General features: G+C 62.8%; 21 protein-coding genes. 2 read left to right on the top strand and 19 right to left on the bottom strand.

Annotation, left to right across the window (positions count from 1 at the left end; translation table 11 throughout):
• Positions 1-48: 48 nt before the first annotated feature.
• From ATJ78_RS09350 to ATJ78_RS09330, 5 genes are all read right to left on the bottom strand, one after another.
• The gene (locus ATJ78_RS09350) at positions 49-1209 is read right to left on the bottom strand and encodes a DUF4192 family protein (RefSeq protein WP_098407352.1); all 1161 of its coding nucleotides are present in this window, start codon (positions 1207-1209) and stop codon (positions 49-51) included.
• A 72-nt stretch (positions 1210-1281) separates the two neighbouring features.
• Positions 1282-3255, bottom strand: coding sequence for an ABC transporter ATP-binding protein (locus ATJ78_RS09345; RefSeq protein ID WP_098407351.1), 1974 nt, complete (start codon positions 3253-3255; stop codon positions 1282-1284).
• Positions 3252-4997, bottom strand: coding sequence for an ABC transporter ATP-binding protein (locus tag ATJ78_RS09340; protein WP_098407350.1), 1746 nt, complete (start codon positions 4995-4997; stop codon positions 3252-3254). The genes ATJ78_RS09345 and ATJ78_RS09340 overlap by 4 nt, the downstream gene beginning before the upstream one ends.
• Positions 4994-5578, bottom strand: coding sequence for a TetR/AcrR family transcriptional regulator (locus tag ATJ78_RS09335; protein ID WP_245836266.1), 585 nt, complete (start codon positions 5576-5578; stop codon positions 4994-4996). The genes ATJ78_RS09340 and ATJ78_RS09335 overlap by 4 nt, the downstream gene beginning before the upstream one ends.
• A 41-nt stretch (positions 5579-5619) precedes the next feature.
• Complete coding sequence (locus ATJ78_RS09330; protein WP_098407348.1) at positions 5620-6582, bottom strand: aldo/keto reductase; 963 nt, start codon at positions 6580-6582, stop codon at positions 5620-5622.
• Between the two features lie 102 nt (positions 6583-6684).
• Between ATJ78_RS09330 and ATJ78_RS09325 the strand changes: the two genes are divergently transcribed.
• Positions 6685-7188, top strand: coding sequence for a methylated-DNA--[protein]-cysteine S-methyltransferase (locus ATJ78_RS09325; protein ID WP_098407347.1), 504 nt, complete (start codon positions 6685-6687; stop codon positions 7186-7188).
• A gap of 13 nt (positions 7189-7201) precedes the next feature.
• On the opposite strand, the gene ATJ78_RS09320 is transcribed toward ATJ78_RS09325, so the two are convergent.
• The 14 genes from ATJ78_RS09320 to ATJ78_RS09255 form a co-directional block, all read right to left on the bottom strand.
• Entirely contained in the window at positions 7202-7942 is a 741-nt protein-coding gene (locus ATJ78_RS09320) for a YaaA family protein (protein WP_098407346.1), read from the bottom strand.
• 30 nt (positions 7943-7972) lie between these two features.
• Positions 7973-8242, bottom strand: a complete 270-nt coding sequence (locus ATJ78_RS09315; protein WP_098407345.1) for a F0F1 ATP synthase subunit epsilon — start codon at positions 8240-8242, stop codon at positions 7973-7975.
• Positions 8243-8244: 2 nt separating this feature from the next.
• Positions 8245-9708 (bottom strand): F0F1 ATP synthase subunit beta, encoded by a 1464-nt coding sequence (atpD, locus tag ATJ78_RS09310; RefSeq protein WP_098407344.1) that lies wholly within the window; start codon positions 9706-9708, stop codon positions 8245-8247.
• A 32-nt stretch (positions 9709-9740) separates the two neighbouring features.
• Positions 9741-10637: a F0F1 ATP synthase subunit gamma gene (locus ATJ78_RS09305; RefSeq protein WP_098407343.1), complete on the bottom strand. Its 897-nt coding sequence runs from the start codon at positions 10635-10637 to the stop codon at positions 9741-9743.
• Between the two features lie 3 nt (positions 10638-10640).
• Positions 10641-12266 carry a F0F1 ATP synthase subunit alpha gene (gene atpA / locus ATJ78_RS09300; RefSeq protein WP_098407342.1) on the bottom strand — a complete coding sequence of 542 codons (1626 nt, stop codon included), beginning with the start codon at positions 12264-12266 and terminating at the stop codon, positions 10641-10643.
• 51 nt (positions 12267-12317) lie between these two features.
• The gene (locus ATJ78_RS09295; protein WP_098407341.1) at positions 12318-13112 is read right to left on the bottom strand and encodes a F0F1 ATP synthase subunit delta; all 795 of its coding nucleotides are present in this window, start codon (positions 13110-13112) and stop codon (positions 12318-12320) included.
• Positions 13113-13118: 6 nt separating this feature from the next.
• Complete coding sequence (locus ATJ78_RS09290) at positions 13119-13679, bottom strand: F0F1 ATP synthase subunit B (protein ID WP_098409300.1); 561 nt, start codon at positions 13677-13679, stop codon at positions 13119-13121.
• Positions 13680-13708: 29 nt separating this feature from the next.
• Positions 13709-13942 carry an ATP synthase F0 subunit C gene (gene atpE / locus ATJ78_RS09285; protein ID WP_098407340.1) on the bottom strand — a complete coding sequence of 78 codons (234 nt, stop codon included), beginning with the start codon at positions 13940-13942 and terminating at the stop codon, positions 13709-13711.
• A 44-nt stretch (positions 13943-13986) separates the two neighbouring features.
• Complete coding sequence (atpB, locus tag ATJ78_RS09280; protein WP_098407339.1) at positions 13987-14781, bottom strand: F0F1 ATP synthase subunit A; 795 nt, start codon at positions 14779-14781, stop codon at positions 13987-13989.
• A gap of 171 nt (positions 14782-14952) precedes the next feature.
• The gene (locus ATJ78_RS09275) at positions 14953-15399 is read right to left on the bottom strand and encodes a Cg1360 family ATP-synthase-associated protein (RefSeq protein ID WP_098407338.1); all 447 of its coding nucleotides are present in this window, start codon (positions 15397-15399) and stop codon (positions 14953-14955) included.
• Positions 15396-16652, bottom strand: a complete 1257-nt coding sequence (locus ATJ78_RS09270; RefSeq protein WP_098407337.1) for an MraY family glycosyltransferase — start codon at positions 16650-16652, stop codon at positions 15396-15398. The genes ATJ78_RS09275 and ATJ78_RS09270 overlap by 4 nt, the downstream gene beginning before the upstream one ends.
• An 8-nt stretch (positions 16653-16660) precedes the next feature.
• Positions 16661-17323, bottom strand: coding sequence for an L-threonylcarbamoyladenylate synthase (locus ATJ78_RS09265; protein ID WP_098407336.1), 663 nt, complete (start codon positions 17321-17323; stop codon positions 16661-16663).
• 76 nt (positions 17324-17399) lie between these two features.
• Positions 17400-18197 (bottom strand): ABC transporter permease, encoded by a 798-nt coding sequence (locus ATJ78_RS09260; protein WP_245836265.1) that lies wholly within the window; start codon positions 18195-18197, stop codon positions 17400-17402.
• On the bottom strand, positions 18194-19099 hold the full coding sequence (locus ATJ78_RS09255) for an ATP-binding cassette domain-containing protein (protein ID WP_098409299.1): 906 nt from the start codon (positions 19097-19099) through the stop codon (positions 18194-18196). The genes ATJ78_RS09260 and ATJ78_RS09255 overlap by 4 nt, the downstream gene beginning before the upstream one ends.
• A gap of 139 nt (positions 19100-19238) precedes the next feature.
• Here ATJ78_RS09255 and ATJ78_RS09250 point away from each other — a divergent pair, with 139 nt between their 5' ends.
• Positions 19239-20186, top strand: coding sequence for a TetR/AcrR family transcriptional regulator (locus ATJ78_RS09250; protein WP_169923432.1), 948 nt, complete (start codon positions 19239-19241; stop codon positions 20184-20186).
• Position 20187 lies beyond the last annotated feature (1 nt).

Here is a 20187-nt window from a genome sequence, read left to right as displayed (position 1 = left end):
TGCCATAGTACCGGTTTCGCATGGGCTGACGCGCCATGAGGCGCACGGTCAGATCGAGCGACCAGCAGCGTCGGCGTTCGGACCATCGGCGTGTTCGCTCGCGCTCGTCAACTCGTGCGGGTCGTAGAACGCCCAGTCAGGGATCGTACCGGCGTCGAGAATCATTCCCATGATGATGGCCAGACCGTACGTTCCGTCCGTCTCGACGGCTCTGCGCTGCCACGCGTGCGCGAACGAGCTCAGGCCGAGGGCCCAATAGCACCAGCTGATGAGCGTCAGCCCGGGCACGCGAGCATCAGGATGCTGCAACGCGCAGAGCCGCTTCAGCAGCTGAATGGCCGCGCGCAGCCGCTCCGGGTCAGGGCGAACGTCGATGCGACCGGCGAATGCGTACATCCACGGGTCATCGACGCTGTCGATCGTGAACTGCTCCGGAGTGAAGACCCTGTTCCAGAGGTGCGTTCCCACGTCGATTCCCCATGCCCAGCTGTACGCGACGACGTCACGAATCGACGGAACGGTGAGCACATGCGCGATCAGGGCGAGCTCAGCGTCGAGCACGTGAGCTCCCTCCTCGACATACGATGCCATGGCCTTGAGAAAATCCGCGCTCTCGTCCATCGCGTATGCGCCATCGTCTGCTGCGGGCTCCGGGCCGGCGTCGCCAGAAGCAATCGCGGCGGTTGCGCGAGCAAAGGCCTCATATGCATCGTCATCCACCAGGGGAAAGGTCAGCTCGGCGTCCGCGTCGAGAATGCTGCCCGCAGGAAGCCCTTGCGGATCCTCGAGGAGCGCGAGGTCATGCCCGAGACACGAGTCGTCGAGGTAGCTGCCCCAGGCATCGGCCGCGACGCAGAGAATGTCGACGACGGCGAGCCCGCGATTCTCGATGGCTGGCGCGAGCACACGCGCGACGTTCTCATGCGGTATGCGTCCGCCGTCGGCACAGCGCTCGGTCGTGTAGACGACGGGCAGCACTCCCGTCGCGCGCGGGATTCTGACGACGGAGTCGAGTGCAGCCGCGAGTGCGGCGTCGATCGTTTCGTCGTTGAGGAATGGTCTGAGATCGATTCTCATCGCACCACACGAACTCTGATCGCGGAAGACGACGAGCACGAGAGAGTCGCTGGGCCGGAACCCGACGAGTGCCGGAACGTACGACAGAAGTTCATGGGGCGCGGAGAGGCTCACGCGAGAGGTTGTGATCATGGCGCAAGTGTCGTCTCACCGTGCGCCACGAGCCACCCCCGTTCGGCTCGCTGGGGACAACCTCGTCGCGTGCTACGCCTGTGGAGGGACCGGCGCAGCGATATCGACAGCGAGGGAGTCGCCAGCGGTCTCTTCATCGAGCGGGGCCTCGAACTGCGACCGATACAGAGCTGCGTACGCTCCGTCTGCCGCGAGCAGCTGATCATGATCTCCGCTCTCGACGATGCGGCCGTTCTGCATGACGACGATGACGTCGGCGTCGCGGATCGTCGAGAGCCGGTGCGCGATGACAAAACTCGTGCGATCGGCCCTGAGCGCGGCCATGGCTTCTTGCACGAGCACTTCGGTGCGCGTGTCGACAGAGCTCGTCGCCTCGTCGAGGATCAGGATGTCTGGCTTCGCGATGAACGCGCGCGCGATCGTGAGCAGCTGCTTCTCACCGGCGCTGACGTTGTCTGCTTCATCGCCGAGAACTGTGTCGTACCCGTCGGGAAGCGCGTGAACGAATCGGTCGACGTACGCTGCCCGTGCAGCATCCATAATCTCGGCCTCGGTGGCACCGGGCCTCCCGTAGGCGATGTTGTCGCGAATCGACCCCTCGAACAGCCACGTGTCCTGAAGCACCATGCCGGTCCGCGACCGCAGCTCATCGCGCGTCATCGTCGAGATGTCCACGCCGTCAAGGAGGATGCGGCCGGATGTCGGTTCGTAGAATCGCATGATCAGGTTGACAAGCGTTGTCTTTCCCGCTCCCGTCGGCCCGACGATTGCAACGGTGCTGCCCGGCTGCGCGATGAGAGTGAGACCCTCGATGAGAGGCGCATCGGCGGAGTAGCTGAACGAGACGTCCTCGAACGACAACTCACCCTGACCCGACCTCGGCGAACTCGGGTGTCGCGGATCTGGGGATTGCTCATCGGCGTCCAGGAGTTCGAAGACGCGCTCGGCAGACGCCACACCGGACTGCAGCAGATTCGCCATCGATCCGAGCTGTGCGAGCGGCTGTGTGAACTGGCGCGAGTACTGGATGAACGCCTGAATATCGCCGAGGGGAAGACTTCCGCCCGAGACCATGAGGCCGCCCACGACGGCGATCGCGACGTAGATCAGGTTTCCGATGAACGTCATAGCCGGCATGATGATTCCCGAGATGAACTGGGCCCCGAAGCTGGCGGCGTACAGCTCGTCGTTCTTCTCGCGGAATCGACGCGATACCTCTCGACGCCGTCCGAACACCTTGACGAGGGCGTGTCCCGTGTACCCCTCTTCGATCTGAGCGTTGAGCTCGCCCGTCGACCTCCACTGCGCAACGAACCGCTTCTGCGATCGCTTGGCGATCTGCGCGGTGACGACGACGCTGATCGGCACCATGACGAGCGCGACGAGAGCGAGCACCGGCGAGATGACGATCATCATTGTCACGACGCCGACGACGGTGAGCAGGCTCGTGAGTATCTGGCTCATGGTCTGCTGCAGGCTCTGCGAGATATTGTCGATGTCATTCGTCACACGGCTGAGCAGCTCGCCTCTGGGCACGGCGTCGAAGTAGCTGAGCGGGAGGGCGTGGATCTTCGACTCGACGTCCTGGCGCATCCGGTAGACGGTGCGCTGCACGACGCCGTTGAGGATGAGCGCCTGCACGAGAGCGAATGCGAACGAGAGCAGGTAGACGGCGAGCGCAAGCAGGAGCGTGCGCGCGAGAGCGTCGACGTCGATGCCCTGACCAGGCGTCAGCGTCATGCTCGACATCATGTCGGCCTGCTGATCCTGACCGTTTGAGCGCAGCCCCTCGATGACCTGCTGTTTGCTGACGCCCTCGGGGATCTGCAGCGAGATGCTGCCTTCGAACACGAGTGTCGTGGCGTTGCCAAGGATCTTCGGACCGAGAACATTGAGACCGACGCTGATGACCGTCAGGACGACCACGAGAGCGATCTTCACGCCCTCGGGCTTCAGCCGGCCGATGAGACGTTTAGCGCTTGGCCCGAAGTTCATCGCCTTCTGCCCTGGCGCGAGTCCTGGTCCTTTCCGCTTCGCGTCGCTCATGCTGCATCCTCCACTGTGAGCTGCGACTCCACGATCTCGCGGTACGTGGCATTCGATGCCACAAGCTCATCGTGCGTTCCTGTTCCCACGATGCGTCCGCTGTCGAGCACGATGATCTGATCGGCGTCAGTGATCGTGGTCACTCGCTGCGCGACGATGATCTGAGTCGCCGACGACGCGTCCCGCCGCAGTGCACGTCTCAGGCGGGCATCGGTTGAAACATCCAGTGCCGAGAATGAGTCATCGAAGACGAGGATGTCCGCACGCTTCACGAGCGCGCGGGCGATCGCGAGCCGTTGACGCTGTCCGCCAGAGACGTTCGTGCCGCCCTGTGCGATCGCAGAGTCAAGCCCGTCGGGCAGCGCTTCGACGAAGTCGCGCGCTTGAGCGGTTTCGAGCGCTTGCCACAGCTCGTCATCGCTCGCATCAGGTTTTCCGTACCGCAGGTTCGAGGCAACCGTGCCGCTGAACAGGTACGGCTTCTGAGGAACCAGACCGATGGAACTCCACAGCACGTCGGGGTCGAGCTTCGTGACGTCGACGCCGCCAATCTCGACGCGTCCATCGGTCGCATCGAAGAGCCGCGGCAGAAGACCGACGAGCGTCGTCTTCCCCGCGCCTGTCGAGCCGATCACGGCGGTGCGCGTTCCCGGCTTTGCCGTGAACGAGATGCCGTCAAGCACCGGCTGGTCCGCCCCCGGGTACGAGAACGAGACGCTGTTCAGGGTAACGAGACCTGGGTGCGGCATCGTCTTCTCACCTGCGTCCGGGAAGACGACGCTCCCCGCGGTGTTCAACACGTCGCTGATCCGTTCGGCGCAGACGGCCGCACGGGGCAGCATCATGAACATGAATGTCGACATCATGACGGCCATGAGAATCTGCATGAGGTATTGCAAGAACGCCATGACGGTACCGACCTGAATGTCGCCGTCTTGAACGCGGAAGGCCCCGAACCAGATAACCCCGACGCTCGACACGTTGAGCACGAGCATCACGACGGGAAACATCAGCGCCATATAGCGTCCCGCGCGCAGAGTCGTGTTCGTGACGTTCTCGTTGGCCACGTTGAAGCGCTCGCGTTCTGTCGATTCGCGCACGAAGGCGCGAATGACCCGAATTCCGGTGAGCTGCTCCCTGAGCACCTGATTCACGGCGTCGATTCGTCGCTGCATCGCGCGGAAGAGCGGGACCATGCGCGAGATGATGAACAGCACGAAGACCAGGAGCACGGGTATCGACACGGCCATGAGCCACGACAGTTGAACATCCTGCTGCAGCGCCATGATCACTCCCCCGACGGCGAGAATGGGGGCCATGACCATGAGCGTGCAGCTCATGAGCACGAGCATCTGCACTTGCTGCACGTCGTTCGTTGTACGCGTGATGAGCGATGGAGCCCCGAATTCCGCAACTTCACGCTCTGAGAAGTCCGCGACCTTGTCGAAAACCGCTGTGCGGACATCCCGGCCCAGCGCCATCGCGGCCTTCGCGCCGAAGTACACCGCGGTAATCGAGCACACCACCTGCCCAAGCGAGATGCCGAGCATCAGCAGACCGACGCGCACGATGTAGGCGGTGTCTCCTTTCGCAACACCTTCGTCGATGATGTCGGCGTTGAGAGTGGGCAAGTACAGTGAGGCGACAGCTTGGGCGAACTGGAAAATGACGACACCGATGAGAAGCGGCGTGTGCGGGGTGAGATACCGTCGCAGCAGGTGAGCAAGTGCGCTTGCCTTCATGACTTCTCCTCTGGATGCTGTCCGATAACGCCGTACAGAAGCATGCGCGTGAGCTCGTCGTCAGAGAACTCGGTGCACGTGTTGAACGCCGGAATCGCTGATGCGAACGCGAGCATGCGCGCCATGTGGGCAACGCGCTCGAGCGGCCAGGTGATGCGCTCGGCGTCCGCTTCGAGAATCTCGGCGATGATTTCCGCGTATACGCGACGGTGCGATATCTGTTTGTGGTCGCGTGGATCGCCGACAAGACCGGCAAGCCGCACGACGCCGTCGAATCGTTCACGCAGAATGCGAACGATTTCGAAGAGCTTGCTCTCCAGGGGCTGGGAGCGATCGATGTGCCTGAGCCGCTCCCGAAAGTTCTCGGGGTCGAAGTACTTCTCGACGGCGGCGGTGATGATGCTGTCCTTGTCGTCGAACGCTCGAAAGAGCGTGCCCTCCCCCACGCCGGCGGCTTCGGCAATCTGCCTGGACGTGACAGACGGGCCATGCGCGAAGATGAGGGGGATGACCGCGTCGAGTATGGCCTCTCGACGTTGTTCGGGCGCCATGGGTCGCGCTCGCTTCGATGCTGTGCTCACCGCAGAAGCATAATGGAGTGAGCGCTCACTCCGCAATCGATTCAGGCGAAGATCTGCGAGATCTCCGCGATGTCGTCCGGCGACGGCTGCCACGCTGTGGCAGCATCCGCGTTCTGCCTGATCTGCTCGGGCTTCGTTGCCCCCGCGATGACGCTCACCAGCGCGGGTTGTGCGAGCAGCCAGGCGAACGTCGCCTGCAGCATGGTGACTCCACGCTCATCGCAGAATCGCTGGTAACGGTCTATGGCGTCCCAGGGCGCGTTCTCGATCACGTGCCGCCGCTGCCGCATGATCCGCGTGTCTTGGGGGCCACCGGAACGGGTGAACTTGCCCGTGAACAGGCCGTTGTTCAATGGAAAGTACGGCAGAAAACCGAGACCCGCGTGACGAACGGCGGGCAGCAGCTCTCGCTCCGCGTCTCGAGTGTTGAGATTGTACTCATTCTGTGCCGAGATGAACCGGCTGTGGCCACGCAGCTCAGCGGTACGGTCTGCGTCGATGACCTGCCACGAAGCGAGATTCGAGTGGCCGACATAGCGCACCTTTCCTTCGACGATGAGCTCGTCGAGCGCGCTGAGCGTCTCTCCGATGGGCGTGATCGGATCGGGAGTGTGAAGCTGGTAGAGGTCGATCCACTCCGTCTGAAGTCGGCGGAGCGATGCTTCGACGGCAAGGCGCATGTACCGCCGCGATCCTTTCGCGCCCCACGAGGGAAGCCCGACGTCAGCATTCGCGTGACCGAATTTGGTGGCGAGCACAACCTCGTCCCGCCGACCGGAGAGCGCGTTTCCCATGAGCGACTCGCTGAGGCCCGGCTCTTTGCCGTACATATCGGCAGTGTCGAAGAAGTTCACGCCTGCGTCGAGCGCTGCTCCGATGACCGCGTTTGTGCCCTCTTGCGTCTCGGTGGCCGTTCCCGCGCGACCGAAGTTGTTGCATCCGAGTCCCGTCGTCGACACCATGAGTCCTGAGCGCCCCAGCGGGCGGTACGTCATCTCTGCCATGCACCCAGAGTATCGCCGTCCACAGATGTGCCTCCGGAGGAATGATCCACATGACCGGTGAATGCTGCGCGGGTGCGTCGACGCGGCGCATAGTGTGCCGGCATGACAACTCCACCGTTCGACATCCCTGAGTACCTCGCCGTCGTCTCGTCACCCATCGGTCGCCTCGAGCTCACGAGCGAAGGCCACACCGTGACGAGCGTCACCGTTGAAGACGACGGCGCCCTCCCCCACGATGATCTCCCGCGCCGGTCGAACGACGTGCTTGATGAAGCGGCAGCCCAGCTGTGCGAGTACTTCGACGGCGCGCGTCGCGACTTCAGCGTTCCCGTCTCGGCGAACGGAACGGCATTTCAGCGCGCTGTATGGGACGGCCTCAGTCTCGTCCCCTACGGCTCCGTCATCAGTTACGCCGAGCTCGGCAGCAATGCCGTGGGAACGCGTAGCGGGCGGGCTGTGGGGCGCGCTGTCGCCGCCAATCCCCTTCTGCTGCTCATTCCGAGCCATCGAGTGGTCTCCGCCAGCGGAAAGGTCACCGGGTTCGCGGGTTCTCAGGGCGTGAAGATCAAGCGCTGGCTGCTCGAGCACGAACTCGTCGCCGCCTAGTGTGCAGGCTAAGTCACACGACGAGCGCGACGGAGTCGGCCTGGGGTTCGAGACGAAAGCCTGCCTCGCGCGCCCAGGCGCGAAGCTCCTCGATATCGGCGAAGTCGGTCTCTGAGCGGATCAAGGCCCGAGCAAACTCGCCCTTGGCCTTCTTGTTGAAGTGGTTGAGAGCGCGGCGCGTCCCGTCAGAACCCTCCGTCAGTACGCGAACGTAATGCGATCCGACGCGATCCGGAGCCGTTCCCAACTCGACGTAGCCTTCAGACCGCATGTCGATGATGAGGTCGTCGCGACTGGCGAGAATCCCGCGAATCGCGGCGCGCCAGTGCTTCTTGAGTGAAAGGCCGGGAATGCGCGAAGAATGCGAGAGACGGTACGCGGGAATCGGATCCAGAGCGTGCACGAGACCGAACAGCGCCGAGTGTATGGCGACATGGCGCCCCGCGAAGCGTCGCTGCGCCGCGGAGAGCGAGGCGCTGTCGAGTGCGTCGAAGAGCACGCCCGTATATCTGTCGATCGCCGGCATTGTCGGAGAGTCGAGGATGCTGAGATTGACGCTGACTTCTCCATGCTGCTTCGGCCCCAGCTTGAGCGCCGAGATCATCTTCTCGGGCGATTGCGCGAGCTCGACGAGCGCGGCGACAAGAGCGTCCCGATGATCGTCTAGCTCACGGTACTGAAGTGCGCCCACCGACAGCGAACGCCCCGTGCCGCCTGCTCGCTTCGTCTCAGACGGAGGGAGCAGGATCAGCACGGGGCGTTCGTATGAAGAGAGAGTTGAGAACTACTTGACGAGTGAGGCGTTGCCTGCGACGACCGTGACCGTGTCGTTCTCCACCGAGAGGAATCCGTCATCGGCCTTCGCCGTGACTTTCTCACCGCCGGTCGTCGTCACGCGGACCTCGCCCGTGGCAAGGATCGCGAGCATCGGCTCGTGACCGGCGAGGATGCCGATCTCACCTTCGACGGTCCTCGCGATGACCTGCGTCGCCGCGCCCGACCACACTTCGTGGTCGGCCGCGACTACGCTGACCTGCAGCGAACGACCCGCCATGATCAGCCGTTCTCCTTCTGGATGCGAGCCCACTGCTCTTCGACGTCCGTGATGTCACCGACGTTGTAGAACGCCTGAACGGCGACGTGGTCGAACTCGCCCTTGCAGATGGCGTCGAACGACTCGATCGTGTTCTTGAGCGGAACCGTCGAGCCCTCGACACCCGTGAACTTCTTCGCCATGTAGGTGTTCTGCGAGAGGAACTGCTGAATGCGGCGCGCGCGCTCGACAGTGATCTTGTCTTCCTCGGAGAGCTCGTCGACACCGAGGATGGCGATGATCTCCTGCAGTTCCTTGTTCTTCTGAAGAATCTGCTTGACCGTCGTCGCCACACGGTAGTGGTCGTCGCCGAGGTAACGCGGGTCGAGGATGCGGCTCGACGACGTCAGGGGATCGACAGCGGGGTACAGACCCTGCGATGCGATTTCGCGCGAGAGCTCCGTTGTCGCGTCAAGGTGAGCGAACGTCGTCGCCGGCGCGGGGTCGGTGTAGTCGTCAGCGGGAACATAGATCGCCTGCAGCGAAGTGATCGAGTGACCGCGCGTCGAGGTGATGCGCTCCTGGAGCACGCCCATCTCGTCTGCGAGGTTCGGCTGGTAGCCGACCGCGGACGGCATACGACCGAGAAGCGTCGACACCTCGGAGCCCGCCTGCGTAAAGCGGAAGATGTTGTCGATGAACAGCAGAACGTCCTGCTTCTGCACATCGCGGAAGTACTCCGCCATGGTCAGTGCCGACAGGGCGACGCGCAGACGCGTCCCCGGCGGTTCGTCCATCTGGCCGAAGACGAGGGCAGTCTTGTCGAAGACGCCGGCCTCCTCCATCTCCATGATGAGGTCGTTGCCCTCACGGGTACGCTCGCCGACACCGGCGAAGACCGAGACACCGCCGTGGTCCTGGGCGACACGCTGAATCATTTCCTGAATCAGAACGGTCTTGCCCACTCCGGCGCCTCCGAAGAGACCGATCTTTCCACCCTGAACGTACGGGGTGAGAAGGTCGATGACCTTGATGCCGGTCTCGAACATCTGAGTCTTCGACTCGAGCTGGTCAAATCCTGGTGCCTTGCGGTGGATCGGCCAGCGTTCAGTGATCTCGATGTTCTCGCCCGGCTCCGCGTTCAGCACGTTGCCGGTCACATCGAACACACGACCCTTGGTGATGTCGCCGACGGGCACCGAGATCGGTGCGCCCGTGTCGACGACATCCTGGCCGCGCACGATGCCGTCGGTCGGCTTCAGCGCAATGGCGCGAATGAGGTCGTCGCCGAGGTGCTGGGCAACCTCGAGCGTGATCTTCTGCGTCTCGCCGCCGATGTGGATTTCGGTGGTGAGGGCATTGTAGATGCCGGGGATCGAGTCGTGCGGAAACTCGATGTCCACGACAGGACCGGTCACACGGGCGACGCGGCCGATTGCACCGGCCGAGGTGTCCGCCTGCTCCGGAGCGGTGGCAGTGTCTGTCATAGCTCTTTCTTCTCTCTTCGTGGTCGAAGCTCTTATGACGCAGACAGAGCGTCGGCTCCACCGACGATCTCTGAGATCTGCTGGGTGATCTCCGCCTGACGCGCGTTGTTGCGCAGGCGGGTGTAGTCCGTGATCAGCTTGTCCGCGTTATCGCTTGCCGACTTCATCGCCTTCTGCGTCGCTGCGTGCTTAGCCGCGGCCGACTGAAGCATCGCGTTGAAGATGCGGCTCTCGATGTAGACGGGCAGAAGCGAATCGAGAACGCTCTCGGCGTCTGGCTCGAACTCGTACAGCGGGAGCACCTGGCTCGAGTCGGGCTCTTCAAGTCCCTCGACGATCTCCAGCGGCAGCAGACGCAGAACCTCAGGAGTCTGTGTCATCATGCTGACGAAGCGGTTGTACACGATGTGAATCTCGTCGACGCCCCCCTCGTCAGCATCCGTCTGGAATGCTTCGAGAACGGTCTTCGAGATCTCCTGCGCCGTGACGAACTCGGGGGCTTCGGCGTTAGCGATCCACTGCCCGGCAATCGGGAACTTGCGGAACTGGAAGTAACCGACGGCCTTGCGACCGTACAGGTAATGAACCACTTCCTTGTCCTGACTGCGCAGCAGCTCCGTCAGCTCGCTCGCCTCGCGCAGCACTTGCGAGTTGAACGGGCCGGCGAGACCACGGTCGCTCGTCAGCACGATGACCGCGGCGCGCGTGACCTTCTCGGGTTCCGTCGTCAGCACGTGCTCGACGTTGGAGTAGGTGGCCACTGCCGACACAGCCCGAGTGATCGCCCGCGAGTACGGTCCCGACGCCGCTACCCGCGCCTGCGCTTTTGCAATGCGGGAGGCGGCGATGAGCTCCATCGCCTTGGTGATCTTCTTAGTGGTCTGCGCAGACTTGATCTTCTGCGTGTAGACCCGAAGCTGTGCGCCCATAGATTATCGACGTCCCTTGACGATCTTCTCCTGGTTGACGTCTTCCTCGGGAAGCTCCTCAACGACCTCGGACAGCGATTCGCCCTCGCCCGTTTGGAATTCCGACAGGAACGTGTCAACCGTCGACTCGAGAGTCTCGACGACCTCGTCCGTCAGCTGGTTGGTTTCGCGCAGCTCGTCGAGCACGTTCGTGTTACGACGAACATAGTCGAGCAGCTCACGCTCGAAGCGCAGTACATCTTCGACGGGAACCGTGTCGAGCTTGCCCTTCGTTCCGGCCCAGATCGAGACGACCTGCTCCTCAACGGGGTACGGCGAGTACTGCGGCTGCTTGAGCAGCTCGGTGAGGCGCGCGCCACGCTCGAGCTGACGGCGGCTCGCGGCGTCAAGATCCGACGCGAACATGGCGAAAGCTTCAAGCGAGCGGTACTGCGCCAATTCGAGCTTGAGGGTACCCGACACCTTTTTGATGCTCTTGACCTGGGCGTCACCACCGACACGCGAGACCGAGATACCGACGTCCACTGCTGGCCTCTGGTTCGCGTTGAACAGGTCGGACTGCAGGAAGATCTGGCCGTCGGTGATCGAGATCACGTTGGTCGGAATATATGCAGAAACGTCGTTCGCTTTGGTCTCGATGATGGGAAGCCCCGTCATCGACCCCGCACCGAGCTCGTCCGAGAGCTTGGCACAGCGCTCGAGGAGACGCGAGTGCAGGTAGAAGACGTCTCCGGGGTATGCCTCGCGGCCCGGCGGGCGGCGCAGAAGAAGCGAAACGGCGCGGTATGCCTCAGCTTGCTTCGAGAGGTCGTCGAAAACGATGAGCACGTGCTTGCCGCCGTACATCCAGTGCTGGCCGATCGCCGAGCCGGTGTACGGAGCAAGGTACTTGAAGCCCGCGGGGTCGGATGCCGGTGAGGCAACGATCGTCGTGTACTCGAGAGCACCAGCCTCTTCGAGAGCGCCCTTCACAGAAGCGATCGTCGAGCCCTTCTGGCCGACCGCGACGTAGATGCAGCGCACCTGCTTGTCGGGGTCACCGGACTCCCAGTTCGCTTTCTGGTTGATGATCGTGTCGATCGCGAGCGCGGTCTTGCCCGTCTGGCGGTCGCCGATGATGAGCTGGCGCTGTCCGCGACCCACGGGGATCATCGCGTCGATCGCCTTGATCCCGGTCTGAAGCGGCTCGTGCACGCTCTTTCGCTGCATGACGCCCGGCGCCTGGAGCTCGAGCTCGCGGCGGCTCTCGCTGGCGATGTCACCCAGACCGTCGATCGGGTTGCCGAGGGGATCGACGACGCGTCCCATGTAGCCGTCACCGACGGGGACCGAGAGCACCTCACCCGTGCGAGTGACTTCCATGCCCTCGACGATTCCGGTGAACTCTCCGAGGACGATCGCGCCGATCTCGTCTTCTTCGAGGTTCTGAGCGAGGCCGAGTGTGCCGTCTGCGAAGCGAATGAGCTCGTTGGCCATCACGCCGGGCAGGCCCTCGACGTGCGCAATTCCATCTGCAGCGTCGGTGACGTATCCGACCTCGGTCTTCGAGGCCTTGTCGGGCTCGTATGCCGAGACGAAGTCCTTGAGAGCATCCCGGATCTCATCGGGGCTGATCGTAAGTTCTGCCATCTTCTTCCCTATCTGTGCCGGGGATGTTCCCCGAAAGTGTATGAAACCGGTCTACCCGGCGAGCTTGAGTTTCAGATCACCGAGGCGCGAGGAGATGCTCGCGTCGATGACGTCGTCGCCGGCCTGAATGCGCATTCCGCCAATCAGAGCAGGATCGACGACGAGGTTGAACGTGATGTCACGACCGTACGACGCCGAAAGACGCTCACGAAGTCGATCAAGCTGCGCGTCGCTCAGCGGGCTTGCGCTCGTTACCGTCGCCACCGTGCGGCCACGTTGGTCAGCGACGACAGACGCAGCATCGCGCAGAAGCTTGCCGATCCGGCGACCCCGCGGCTGCTGGATGAGACGCGACACGATGATCACCGTCGCCTCTGATGCTTTGCCGCTGAGAAGACGGGTGACCACGTCGGCCTTGCGCTCCGGATCGCCGAGCTTCGAGCTCAGAGCGAGCTCGAGTTCGGCGTTGTTGGTGACAACTTCGCCGAACTGGAACAGCTCAGACTCGATCGGTGCGTCGCTCGAGCCGAGGGCTGCAGCCCGAACGCCCAGCTCCTCGATACCCGCGACAAGGTCGTCAGCAGACGACCAGCGTGCCCTCGCCGTCGTCTCGAGCAGCGACGAGACCGTTTCGTTGACCTGGTCTCCGAAGACTCGAGCAAGTGCCTTCGTCTTGGTGTCAGCACTTTCGGCGGGGTCGGCGATCAGCGTGCGCAACTGCGCAGAACCGTCGATGACGCGTCCCGCATCGAGCAGCGACGCTGCTGTGGCGAGGTCGACGGAACCGCTGACCGCACCCAGCGCGTCTACCGCCTGAGCAAGAGCTTCTCTTGTTGCGCTACCCATAGCTGATTACTTGTTCCCTGCTGCTGTCGACTCGGACGCCTCGAGGTCCTCGAGGAACCGATCTACGACAGCGGTTGCCTTCTTGTCATCATTCAACGACTCGCCGATGACGTTGCTGGCCAGCCCGAGTGCGAGCGAGCCCACCTCACTCCGCAGGGACACCAGCGCCGACTGCCGCTCGGCTTCGATCTGAGCATGCGCGCTCGACGTGATGCGTGACGCTTCCTCGGTCGCCTGCTCTTTGGCCTCTGCAACGATCTTCTTGCCATCGTCGCGCGCGCCCTCGCGGATGCGCCCGGCCTCGGCGCGAGCGTCGGCGAGCTGGGCGGTGTACTCCTCGAGAGCCGCTTCGGCCTTGCGCTGCGCTTCATCAGCCTTGGCGATGTTGCCCTCGATCGCCGCGCCGCGCTCGTCAAGCATCACGTAGAGCTTGGGAAGGACGACCTTCCAGAACACGACGAGAACGATAACGAAGCACACCGCCGACCAGATGATGTCGTACGACGCCGGGAGAATGGGGTTGTGCGTCGCCCCATCCTCGGCCGCCATCACAAATGCGTTCAGCATCATTCCTCCTTACGAGTGGTGAAAGAGGATCAGACGAAGATGTAGAAGGTCGCGATCCCGATGAAGGCAAGTGCCTCGGTGAAGGCGATACCGATCCACATCAGCACCTGGAGGCGGCCGGCGAGCTCAGGCTGGCGGGCAACGCCCTCGATCGTCTTGCCGACGACGATGCCGATGCCGATTGCCGGGCCGATGGCAGCGAGGCCGTAACCGACCGTTGCGATGTTTCCTTCGATTGCAGCGAGAACGGTTGTTGCGTCCACGTGTTTTCCTTCCGTGATGGTGAGCAGGCGGTTGCCGTGCCCGGTTAGTGTTCCTCGGCGACCGCGAGCTGAATGTAGACCGCGGTGAGAATGGTGAAGATGTAGGCCTGAAGCACGGCGACCAGAACCTCGAACAGCGTGAACACAAGGCCGAATGCCAGCGTGAACACACCGAGCGCCGTAAACCAGCCGCTGAGCGAGATGATGAAGAACTGCGTCGCTGCGAAGAACAGCACGAGCAGCAGGTGGCCGACGATCATGTTCATCATGAGTCGGAGGGTCAGAGTGATCGGCCGGATGATGAACGTCGAGATGAACTCGATCGGCGTCACGATGATGTAGACAGGCCACGGAACGCCCGCGGGGAAGAGCGAATTCTTGAAGAATCCGGCCGGGCTCTTCTTGATTCCCGCGTACACGAACGTGATCCAGGAGACGATCGCGAGCACGAGAGGCACTCCGATGACGGATGTGCCTGCAATATTCAGGAACGGAATGATTCCCGTGAGGTTCATCGCGAGAACCATGAAGAACATCGTCGAGAGGATCGGCAGGAATCGCTTGGCGTCCACCTTGCCCAGAAGATCTTCGGCGATGCTCACCCGCACGAAGTCCAGACCCATCTCAATGATGCTCTGGAAGCGGCCGGGAACGATCTTCATGCGGCGGGTGCCGATCCAGAAGAGCAGCACGACCGCGAGAACCGCGATGAAGCGGATCAGGATGATCCGATTGATTTCGAAGGGGGTGCCCGCGAAGAACAGCACTTCGGGGAAGAACTCGTCGATCGAAGGAGAGTGGAATCCACCATCGTCGGCGGTCGGCACGAGCAGGTTCACAGCGTTCGCTATCAGCGCTATCTCCTGGATTTCAGAGCAGTGAGCAAGGCTCACGCTACGTTCGATCGGTGGGAAAGACGCCATACCCGGCAGCCGAAGGCTCACACCTGGCAGGGAGAATCTCCGTCTACTTTAGCAAAGGTTGCGGGTTTCTACGAATCGTAGAAGTGCCTAATCATCGCGACTTTCATCGCCCGGCAATGTAACGTCGCTGGCGTGCGGGACGCGCACTTTAGCGACGACGACACCGTCGACGACGAGTGAGCCGATCACGCCCGCAATGACGGCGAGGAAGAACACGGTGTCGTTGACCCAGTCCTGCTGTTTGACTGCCCAGGCGAGCACGAGAAATACCACGAACTTCACGAGCCATCCGCCCATGACACCCGCAAAGAAGATTGGAACGAAGAGCTCGCTCCCCGCCTTGCGGTTGGCCAGGAGGATGCTGACAGCGGTGACGCTGAGGAAGACGAGGGCGACGACGGCGCCGAGCAGAGCGCTGACGAGCCCTCGTGAACCGTCGACGAACAGGCCCACGATGCCGCCGACGACGGCGATCACCGCAGTGACGACGGAACCCCAGACGAGACTGGCGCGGAAAACCGGATTTGAGGTCATGCTGATGGCCCTTCAGAGCGCGGGGCAGACGCGGCCCCGTGTGAGTGGTTGTCGGGGACGGCATCGTCGAGGGGATCGTGCCCACGCTGCTCGGCGCTCGTCTCGTCTTCTGGCGTGAGCTGCGAGACGACTTCGTGCCGCTTGCGGCGCCCCAGCGGCGCGAACGTCGCGACGGTGCAGGCGATCACACCGGCAAGGAAGAACACGAGAGCGTACCAGTAGGAATCGAAAAGGAAGAGGAACAGGCACGGGACAGAGATGACGACGGTCCAGGCGTAGAAGATCAGCACGGCGTGCAGTTCGGAGTGCCCCATGTCGATCAGCCGATGGTGCAGGTGAAGCCGATCGGCGCTGAACGGGCTCTTTCCCGCGCGCAGCCGTCGGAAGACGGCAAGACTGAAGTCGACGAGCGGCACGACGAGAATCGTGATGGGAAGCAGAAGCGGAATGAACGCACCGACAAGCTGCGATCCGCCGAGGCCCTGTCCATCTCCGCTCTCGACCGCCGAGGGATCGATCTGGCCGGTGATCGAGATCGCTGAGGTCGCCATGAGCAGACCGACCAGCAGCGCTCCGGCATCGCCCATGAACATCTTCGCCGGGTGCCAGTTCAGCGGGAGGAACCCCGCGCAGACTCCCAGCAGGACCGCCGATATCAGCAGCGAGAGATTGAAGTAGTTGTACTGACTGACCGTGCGAACCAAGAGGTAGCCGTAGACGAAGAAGACGCCATTGGCGATCAGCGCCACTCCTCCGACGAGCCCATCGAGCCCATCGATGAAGTTCACCGCGTTCATGACCAGAACGATCGTGAGCACGGTCAGAATGAACGACATCCAGCTCGAGCCGACGGTTCGTCCGGCGATGGGCAGTGAGTAGATCTGCACGCCGAGCCACGCGATCAGTCCGGCGGCGAGGAATTGGCCAGCGAGCTTGATCATCCAGTCCAGATCGACGAGGTCGTCGATGATTCCGAGCACGACGATCAGAAGCGTTGCGCCGAGGATCGCGAGAATCGGCCCTGGCTCATCGAAGATGACGCCGAAGAAAGGGTTGAACGAGGCGATCGTCATCGCCGCCGCCACCCCGAAGAACATGGCCACTCCCCCGAGCCGCGGCGTCGGACGCGAATGCATATCGCGGTCTCTGATCGGCGGGTAGAGCTTGAAGCGCAGAGCGAACTTGTAGACCGCCAGTGAGAGCACCCACGTGATGATCATGGCCGCGAGGGCAATGAGCGCATACTGACGCATTGGCCGCCCTAGACGTCGTCCGCGAGACGATCGCCGAGGACCTCGCGGAGCTGTTCGCGCGAGATGACACCGTCGCGGAGTATCGTCGCCGTGCCATCTTCGACGGTCAGGGCCGTCGCATCGATGATCGTCGACGGCACGCTCTTGCCGTCACCGGCATCCAGGTAAACCTCAACACTCTCACCGAGCATCTCAAGGGCTGACGCTGCCGTTTCGGCCGGAGGCAGGCCCGTCGTGTTGGCACTCGACACAGCGAGCGGGCCGCTTTCGCGCAGAAGCTCGAGAGCGATCTCGTTGTCGGGCATGCGCAGTGCAACTGTTCCGTCAGTGTCTCCCAGGTCCCACGCGAGCGACGGCTGCGCGGGGAGCACAACGGTCAGCCCGCCTGGCCAGAATGCCTCGACGAGCCTCGTCACGAGCTCGGGTACGACCGATGCGAGCGCCGTGAGGGTGTCTGTGCCTGAGACGAGAACGGGCGGTGGCTGCTGCCTCGTGCGCCCCTTCGCATCGAGAAGCCGCTGAACGGCACCGGGGTTGAAAGCGTCGGCGGCGATCCCGTAGACCGTATCCGTGGGGATCACGACGAGCTCGCCGCGCCCGAGAGAGGTGCGCGCGAGTCGCATTCCGGTGAGAAGCTCCGAATCGATGGAGCAGTCGTACGTGTTCGACATCGCCAGCGATTCTATCGCGGGCGGCGTGTGAGGATGCCGCGAGCGGCGGACCGCGGCATCCTCACGTCTTAGATGATCAGCGTCGCCCCGCTTTGCGGCGGAACATGACAGCGCTCCACGCGAGGGCGATCGCGAGGATCCCCGCGCACCAGAGCATCGCGAACACGGCGTTCACTCCGACGTCGCCTTCGGAGAGGAGCGCGCGGATCGCCTCGATCACCGGAGTGATCGGCTGGTACCGGGCGATCCACTCCAGCCATGAGGGCATCGTCTCGACGGGAACGAACCCGCTGGAGAGATACGGCAGGAACAGCAGGACGAAGCCATACGCGTTGGCCGCTTCCACGCTGCCAGCGACGAGACCGACGGCCGCGAAGAGCATGGTGATGGTCAGGATGTACACGGTGATGATGGCGAGGGCGCCGAGCCAGCCCCCGAGGCCTGCCGACGGGCGAAAGCCCGCGAGCAGGCCCACGAGTACGACGACGCCGGTGGCGACGAGGTTGCGCAGGACGCTCGCGACGACGTGGCCCGTGAGAACGGCACCGCCCCGAATGGGCATCGTGCGGAAGCGGTCGACGATACCGGACTGCATATCCCCTGCCACGAGAGTGGCCGTCGACGACGCCCCGAATCCTGCGCACATGATGATGATGCCCGGAACGATGTAGTTCACGTAGCCGCTGTCACCAGCGAAGCTCATCGCGCCGCCGAAGACGAAGACGAAGAGCCCCATCATGAAGACGGGGAGCAATATCGCCATGAGCAAGCCTTCGCCATCTCGAAGAGAATGCCGAATGCTTCTGGCGATGAACACGGCATCCGCGTTTCCTGCCCGAGGCTTCGTCCGCGGATTGCTGATGGCGATCGTCACGATGCCAGCTCCTCTCGATCGAAGACGTGCGCTGGTTCTGCATCGCTACCACCTGTGACTGAGAGAAAGACATCGTCGAGCGTCGGGCGTCTGATCGTGACTGTTCCGACGTTGTCGATGTTCTGGGAGGAAAGCACGTCAACGACGTCGCGCGGCGTACCGAGCGTGTGCATCTCGTGCATCAGTTCCCCGTGCTCGCCGCGCACCTCAATGATGTCACTGCCCACCTGCGCCTTGAGCTCCGCGGGAGTGCCCGCCGCGACGACCTTGCCTTTGTCGAGCACGGAGATAACGTCGGCGAGAGCGTCAGCCTCGTCGAGGTACTGCGTCGTGAGCATCACGGTCACTCCCTCGGCGCGCAACTGCTCGACCTCGTCCCACAGTGCTCTGCGGCTGCGCGTATCGAGACCGGTCGTCGGCTCGTCGAGGAACAAGATGGGCGGAGAGCAGATGAGACTGACCGCCAAATCCACGCGACGCCGCATGCCTCCGGAGAATGTGCGCACGCGCTTTCCCGCTGAGCCTGTCAGCGCGAATCGCTCGAGCAGCTCCTCAGTCCGAGCACGCGCCTCCGCTCGTGACAGACCAAGGAGCCGAGACATCATCCGCAGGTTCTCGCGTGCGGTCAGCACTTCGTCGACGGCAGCATATTGCCCCGTAACGCTGATCTGATTCCGGACCATGGATGCCTGCGTGGCGACGTCGAAACCCGCCACGCGCGCGCTGCCCGAATCGGGGCCGATTAGCGTCGTCAGGATGTTGATTAAGGTCGTCTTTCCTGCGCCGTTCGGACCGAGAACTGCGTGAATCGTCCCTGGGGACACGCGCAAGTCAACTCCGTCGAGAACGATCTGGTCCCCGAATCTCTTCGTGAGATCGCGAACGTCAATCGAATGATTCATCGAATCTCCTTCCATCCCGCCTCACAGCAGCAACTGTGTATGAGACATACTGCTTATGCGACACACTGTTTATAGCACACACAGTTTATGCCGTAAACATCTTCCCGATAGACTGACCGGCAGTCAGGAGGAGGAAGCGATGTCGGACGACCTCGAAGGATCACTGCCGCGCGCCGTAGCCATGGCGTGGGGAATCGCTGCGGATCCGCAACGGGGACCGAAACGCGGACTCAGCATTGAGAAGATCGTCGAGACGGGCATCGAGATCGCGGACGAGGGCGGCCTGGAGACCGTGTCCATGAGCGCGATAGCAAACAGACTCGACTTCACGACAATGTCGCTCTATCGCTACGTCTCCGCAAAAGACGACTTGATCGTCCTCATGGGCGAGCAGGCTCTCGGAGTTCCCCCCGAGCGTCCCGATCCACCGCTCCCCTGGCGTGAAGCCGCGCGTCGACTCGCCGCGGAGATGTTCGCCGCATACTGCGACCATCCATGGCTCATCGACGTGCCGATCACGGGGATTCCCGTGACACCCAATCAGCTCGCGTGGATGGATGAGGGATTGGGCTGTTTCGAGGGAACCTCGCTCGATCACGAGAAGCGCATTGCGGTCACGCTGATGCTGAGCGGCCTGACCCGATGGAAGGCAACGGTGTATCGCGGCTACACCGCGGAGAGCGCAGCACAGGGAACCACTCCAGACGATCTCGACGCCACGGCCAATCACATCATCCGTGAGCTGCTCACGAATGACCGGTTCCCTCACCTCGCTCCTGCGGTCGCCGCCGACGCAATGGGGCCCGCAGCAGCCGATCCGTTCGATTTCGGCATCGACGCGCTCCTGAACGGAGTAGAAGCGTACATGAGCGGCATCGACGCGGGAGAAGCGGTCGAAGAACCTTCCGCTCTCGCGCACCCTGAGTCGCCGAGAGACAAAGACGTGCGAGAAGCGTCTCGTGTTCGACGCGAGGCCGAGGCGGCCCTGCGCGAGGCGCGACGCAAAGAAGCCGAAGCGATGACAAAGGCTCGCGAGCGAGCGATGAAGCGCGAGGAGGCGAAGGAGAAGGCCGCGAAAAAGCGCTGAC

It is taken from the genome of Paramicrobacterium agarici, assembly GCF_002563955.1.
Classification (GTDB): Bacteria; Actinomycetota; Actinomycetes; order Actinomycetales; family Microbacteriaceae; genus Paramicrobacterium; species Paramicrobacterium agarici.
This window is presented reverse-complemented; position numbering and strand designations above follow the sequence as displayed.

What these genes read in the sequence shown, in the direction of transcription:
- ATJ78_RS09270 (WP_098407337.1), bottom strand. Translation starts at nt 16,652, where the DNA reads ATGCGTCAGTATGCGCTCATTGCCCTCGCGGCCATGATCATCACGTGG.
- ATJ78_RS09340 (WP_098407350.1), bottom strand. Translation starts at nt 4,997, where the DNA reads ATGAAGGCAAGCGCACTTGCTCACCTGCTGCGACGGTATCTCACCCCG.
- ATJ78_RS09315 (WP_098407345.1), bottom strand. Translation starts at nt 8,242, where the DNA reads ATGGCGGGTCGTTCGCTGCAGGTCAGCGTAGTCGCGGCCGACCACGAA.
- ATJ78_RS09330 (WP_098407348.1), bottom strand. Translation starts at nt 6,582, where the DNA reads ATGGCAGAGATGACGTACCGCCCGCTGGGGCGCTCAGGACTCATGGTG.
- ATJ78_RS09255 (WP_098409299.1), bottom strand. Translation starts at nt 19,099, where the DNA reads ATGAATCATTCGATTGACGTTCGCGATCTCACGAAGAGATTCGGGGAC.
- ATJ78_RS09345 (WP_098407351.1), bottom strand. Translation starts at nt 3,255, where the DNA reads ATGAGCGACGCGAAGCGGAAAGGACCAGGACTCGCGCCAGGGCAGAAG.
- ATJ78_RS09250 (WP_169923432.1), top strand. Translation starts at nt 19,239, where the DNA reads ATGTCGGACGACCTCGAAGGATCACTGCCGCGCGCCGTAGCCATGGCG.
- atpA (WP_098407342.1), bottom strand. Translation starts at nt 12,266, where the DNA reads ATGGCAGAACTTACGATCAGCCCCGATGAGATCCGGGATGCTCTCAAG.
- ATJ78_RS09290 (WP_098409300.1), bottom strand. Translation starts at nt 13,679, where the DNA reads ATGCTGAACGCATTTGTGATGGCGGCCGAGGATGGGGCGACGCACAAC.
- ATJ78_RS09265 (WP_098407336.1), bottom strand. Translation starts at nt 17,323, where the DNA reads ATGTCGAACACGTACGACTGCTCCATCGATTCGGAGCTTCTCACCGGA.
- ATJ78_RS09350 (WP_098407352.1), bottom strand. Translation starts at nt 1,209, where the DNA reads ATGATCACAACCTCTCGCGTGAGCCTCTCCGCGCCCCATGAACTTCTG.
- ATJ78_RS09295 (WP_098407341.1), bottom strand. Translation starts at nt 13,112, where the DNA reads ATGGGTAGCGCAACAAGAGAAGCTCTTGCTCAGGCGGTAGACGCGCTG.
- ATJ78_RS09305 (WP_098407343.1), bottom strand. Translation starts at nt 10,637, where the DNA reads ATGGGCGCACAGCTTCGGGTCTACACGCAGAAGATCAAGTCTGCGCAG.
- ATJ78_RS09275 (WP_098407338.1), bottom strand. Translation starts at nt 15,399, where the DNA reads ATGACCTCAAATCCGGTTTTCCGCGCCAGTCTCGTCTGGGGTTCCGTC.
- atpD (WP_098407344.1), bottom strand. Translation starts at nt 9,708, where the DNA reads ATGACAGACACTGCCACCGCTCCGGAGCAGGCGGACACCTCGGCCGGT.
- ATJ78_RS09325 (WP_098407347.1), top strand. Translation starts at nt 6,685, where the DNA reads ATGACAACTCCACCGTTCGACATCCCTGAGTACCTCGCCGTCGTCTCG.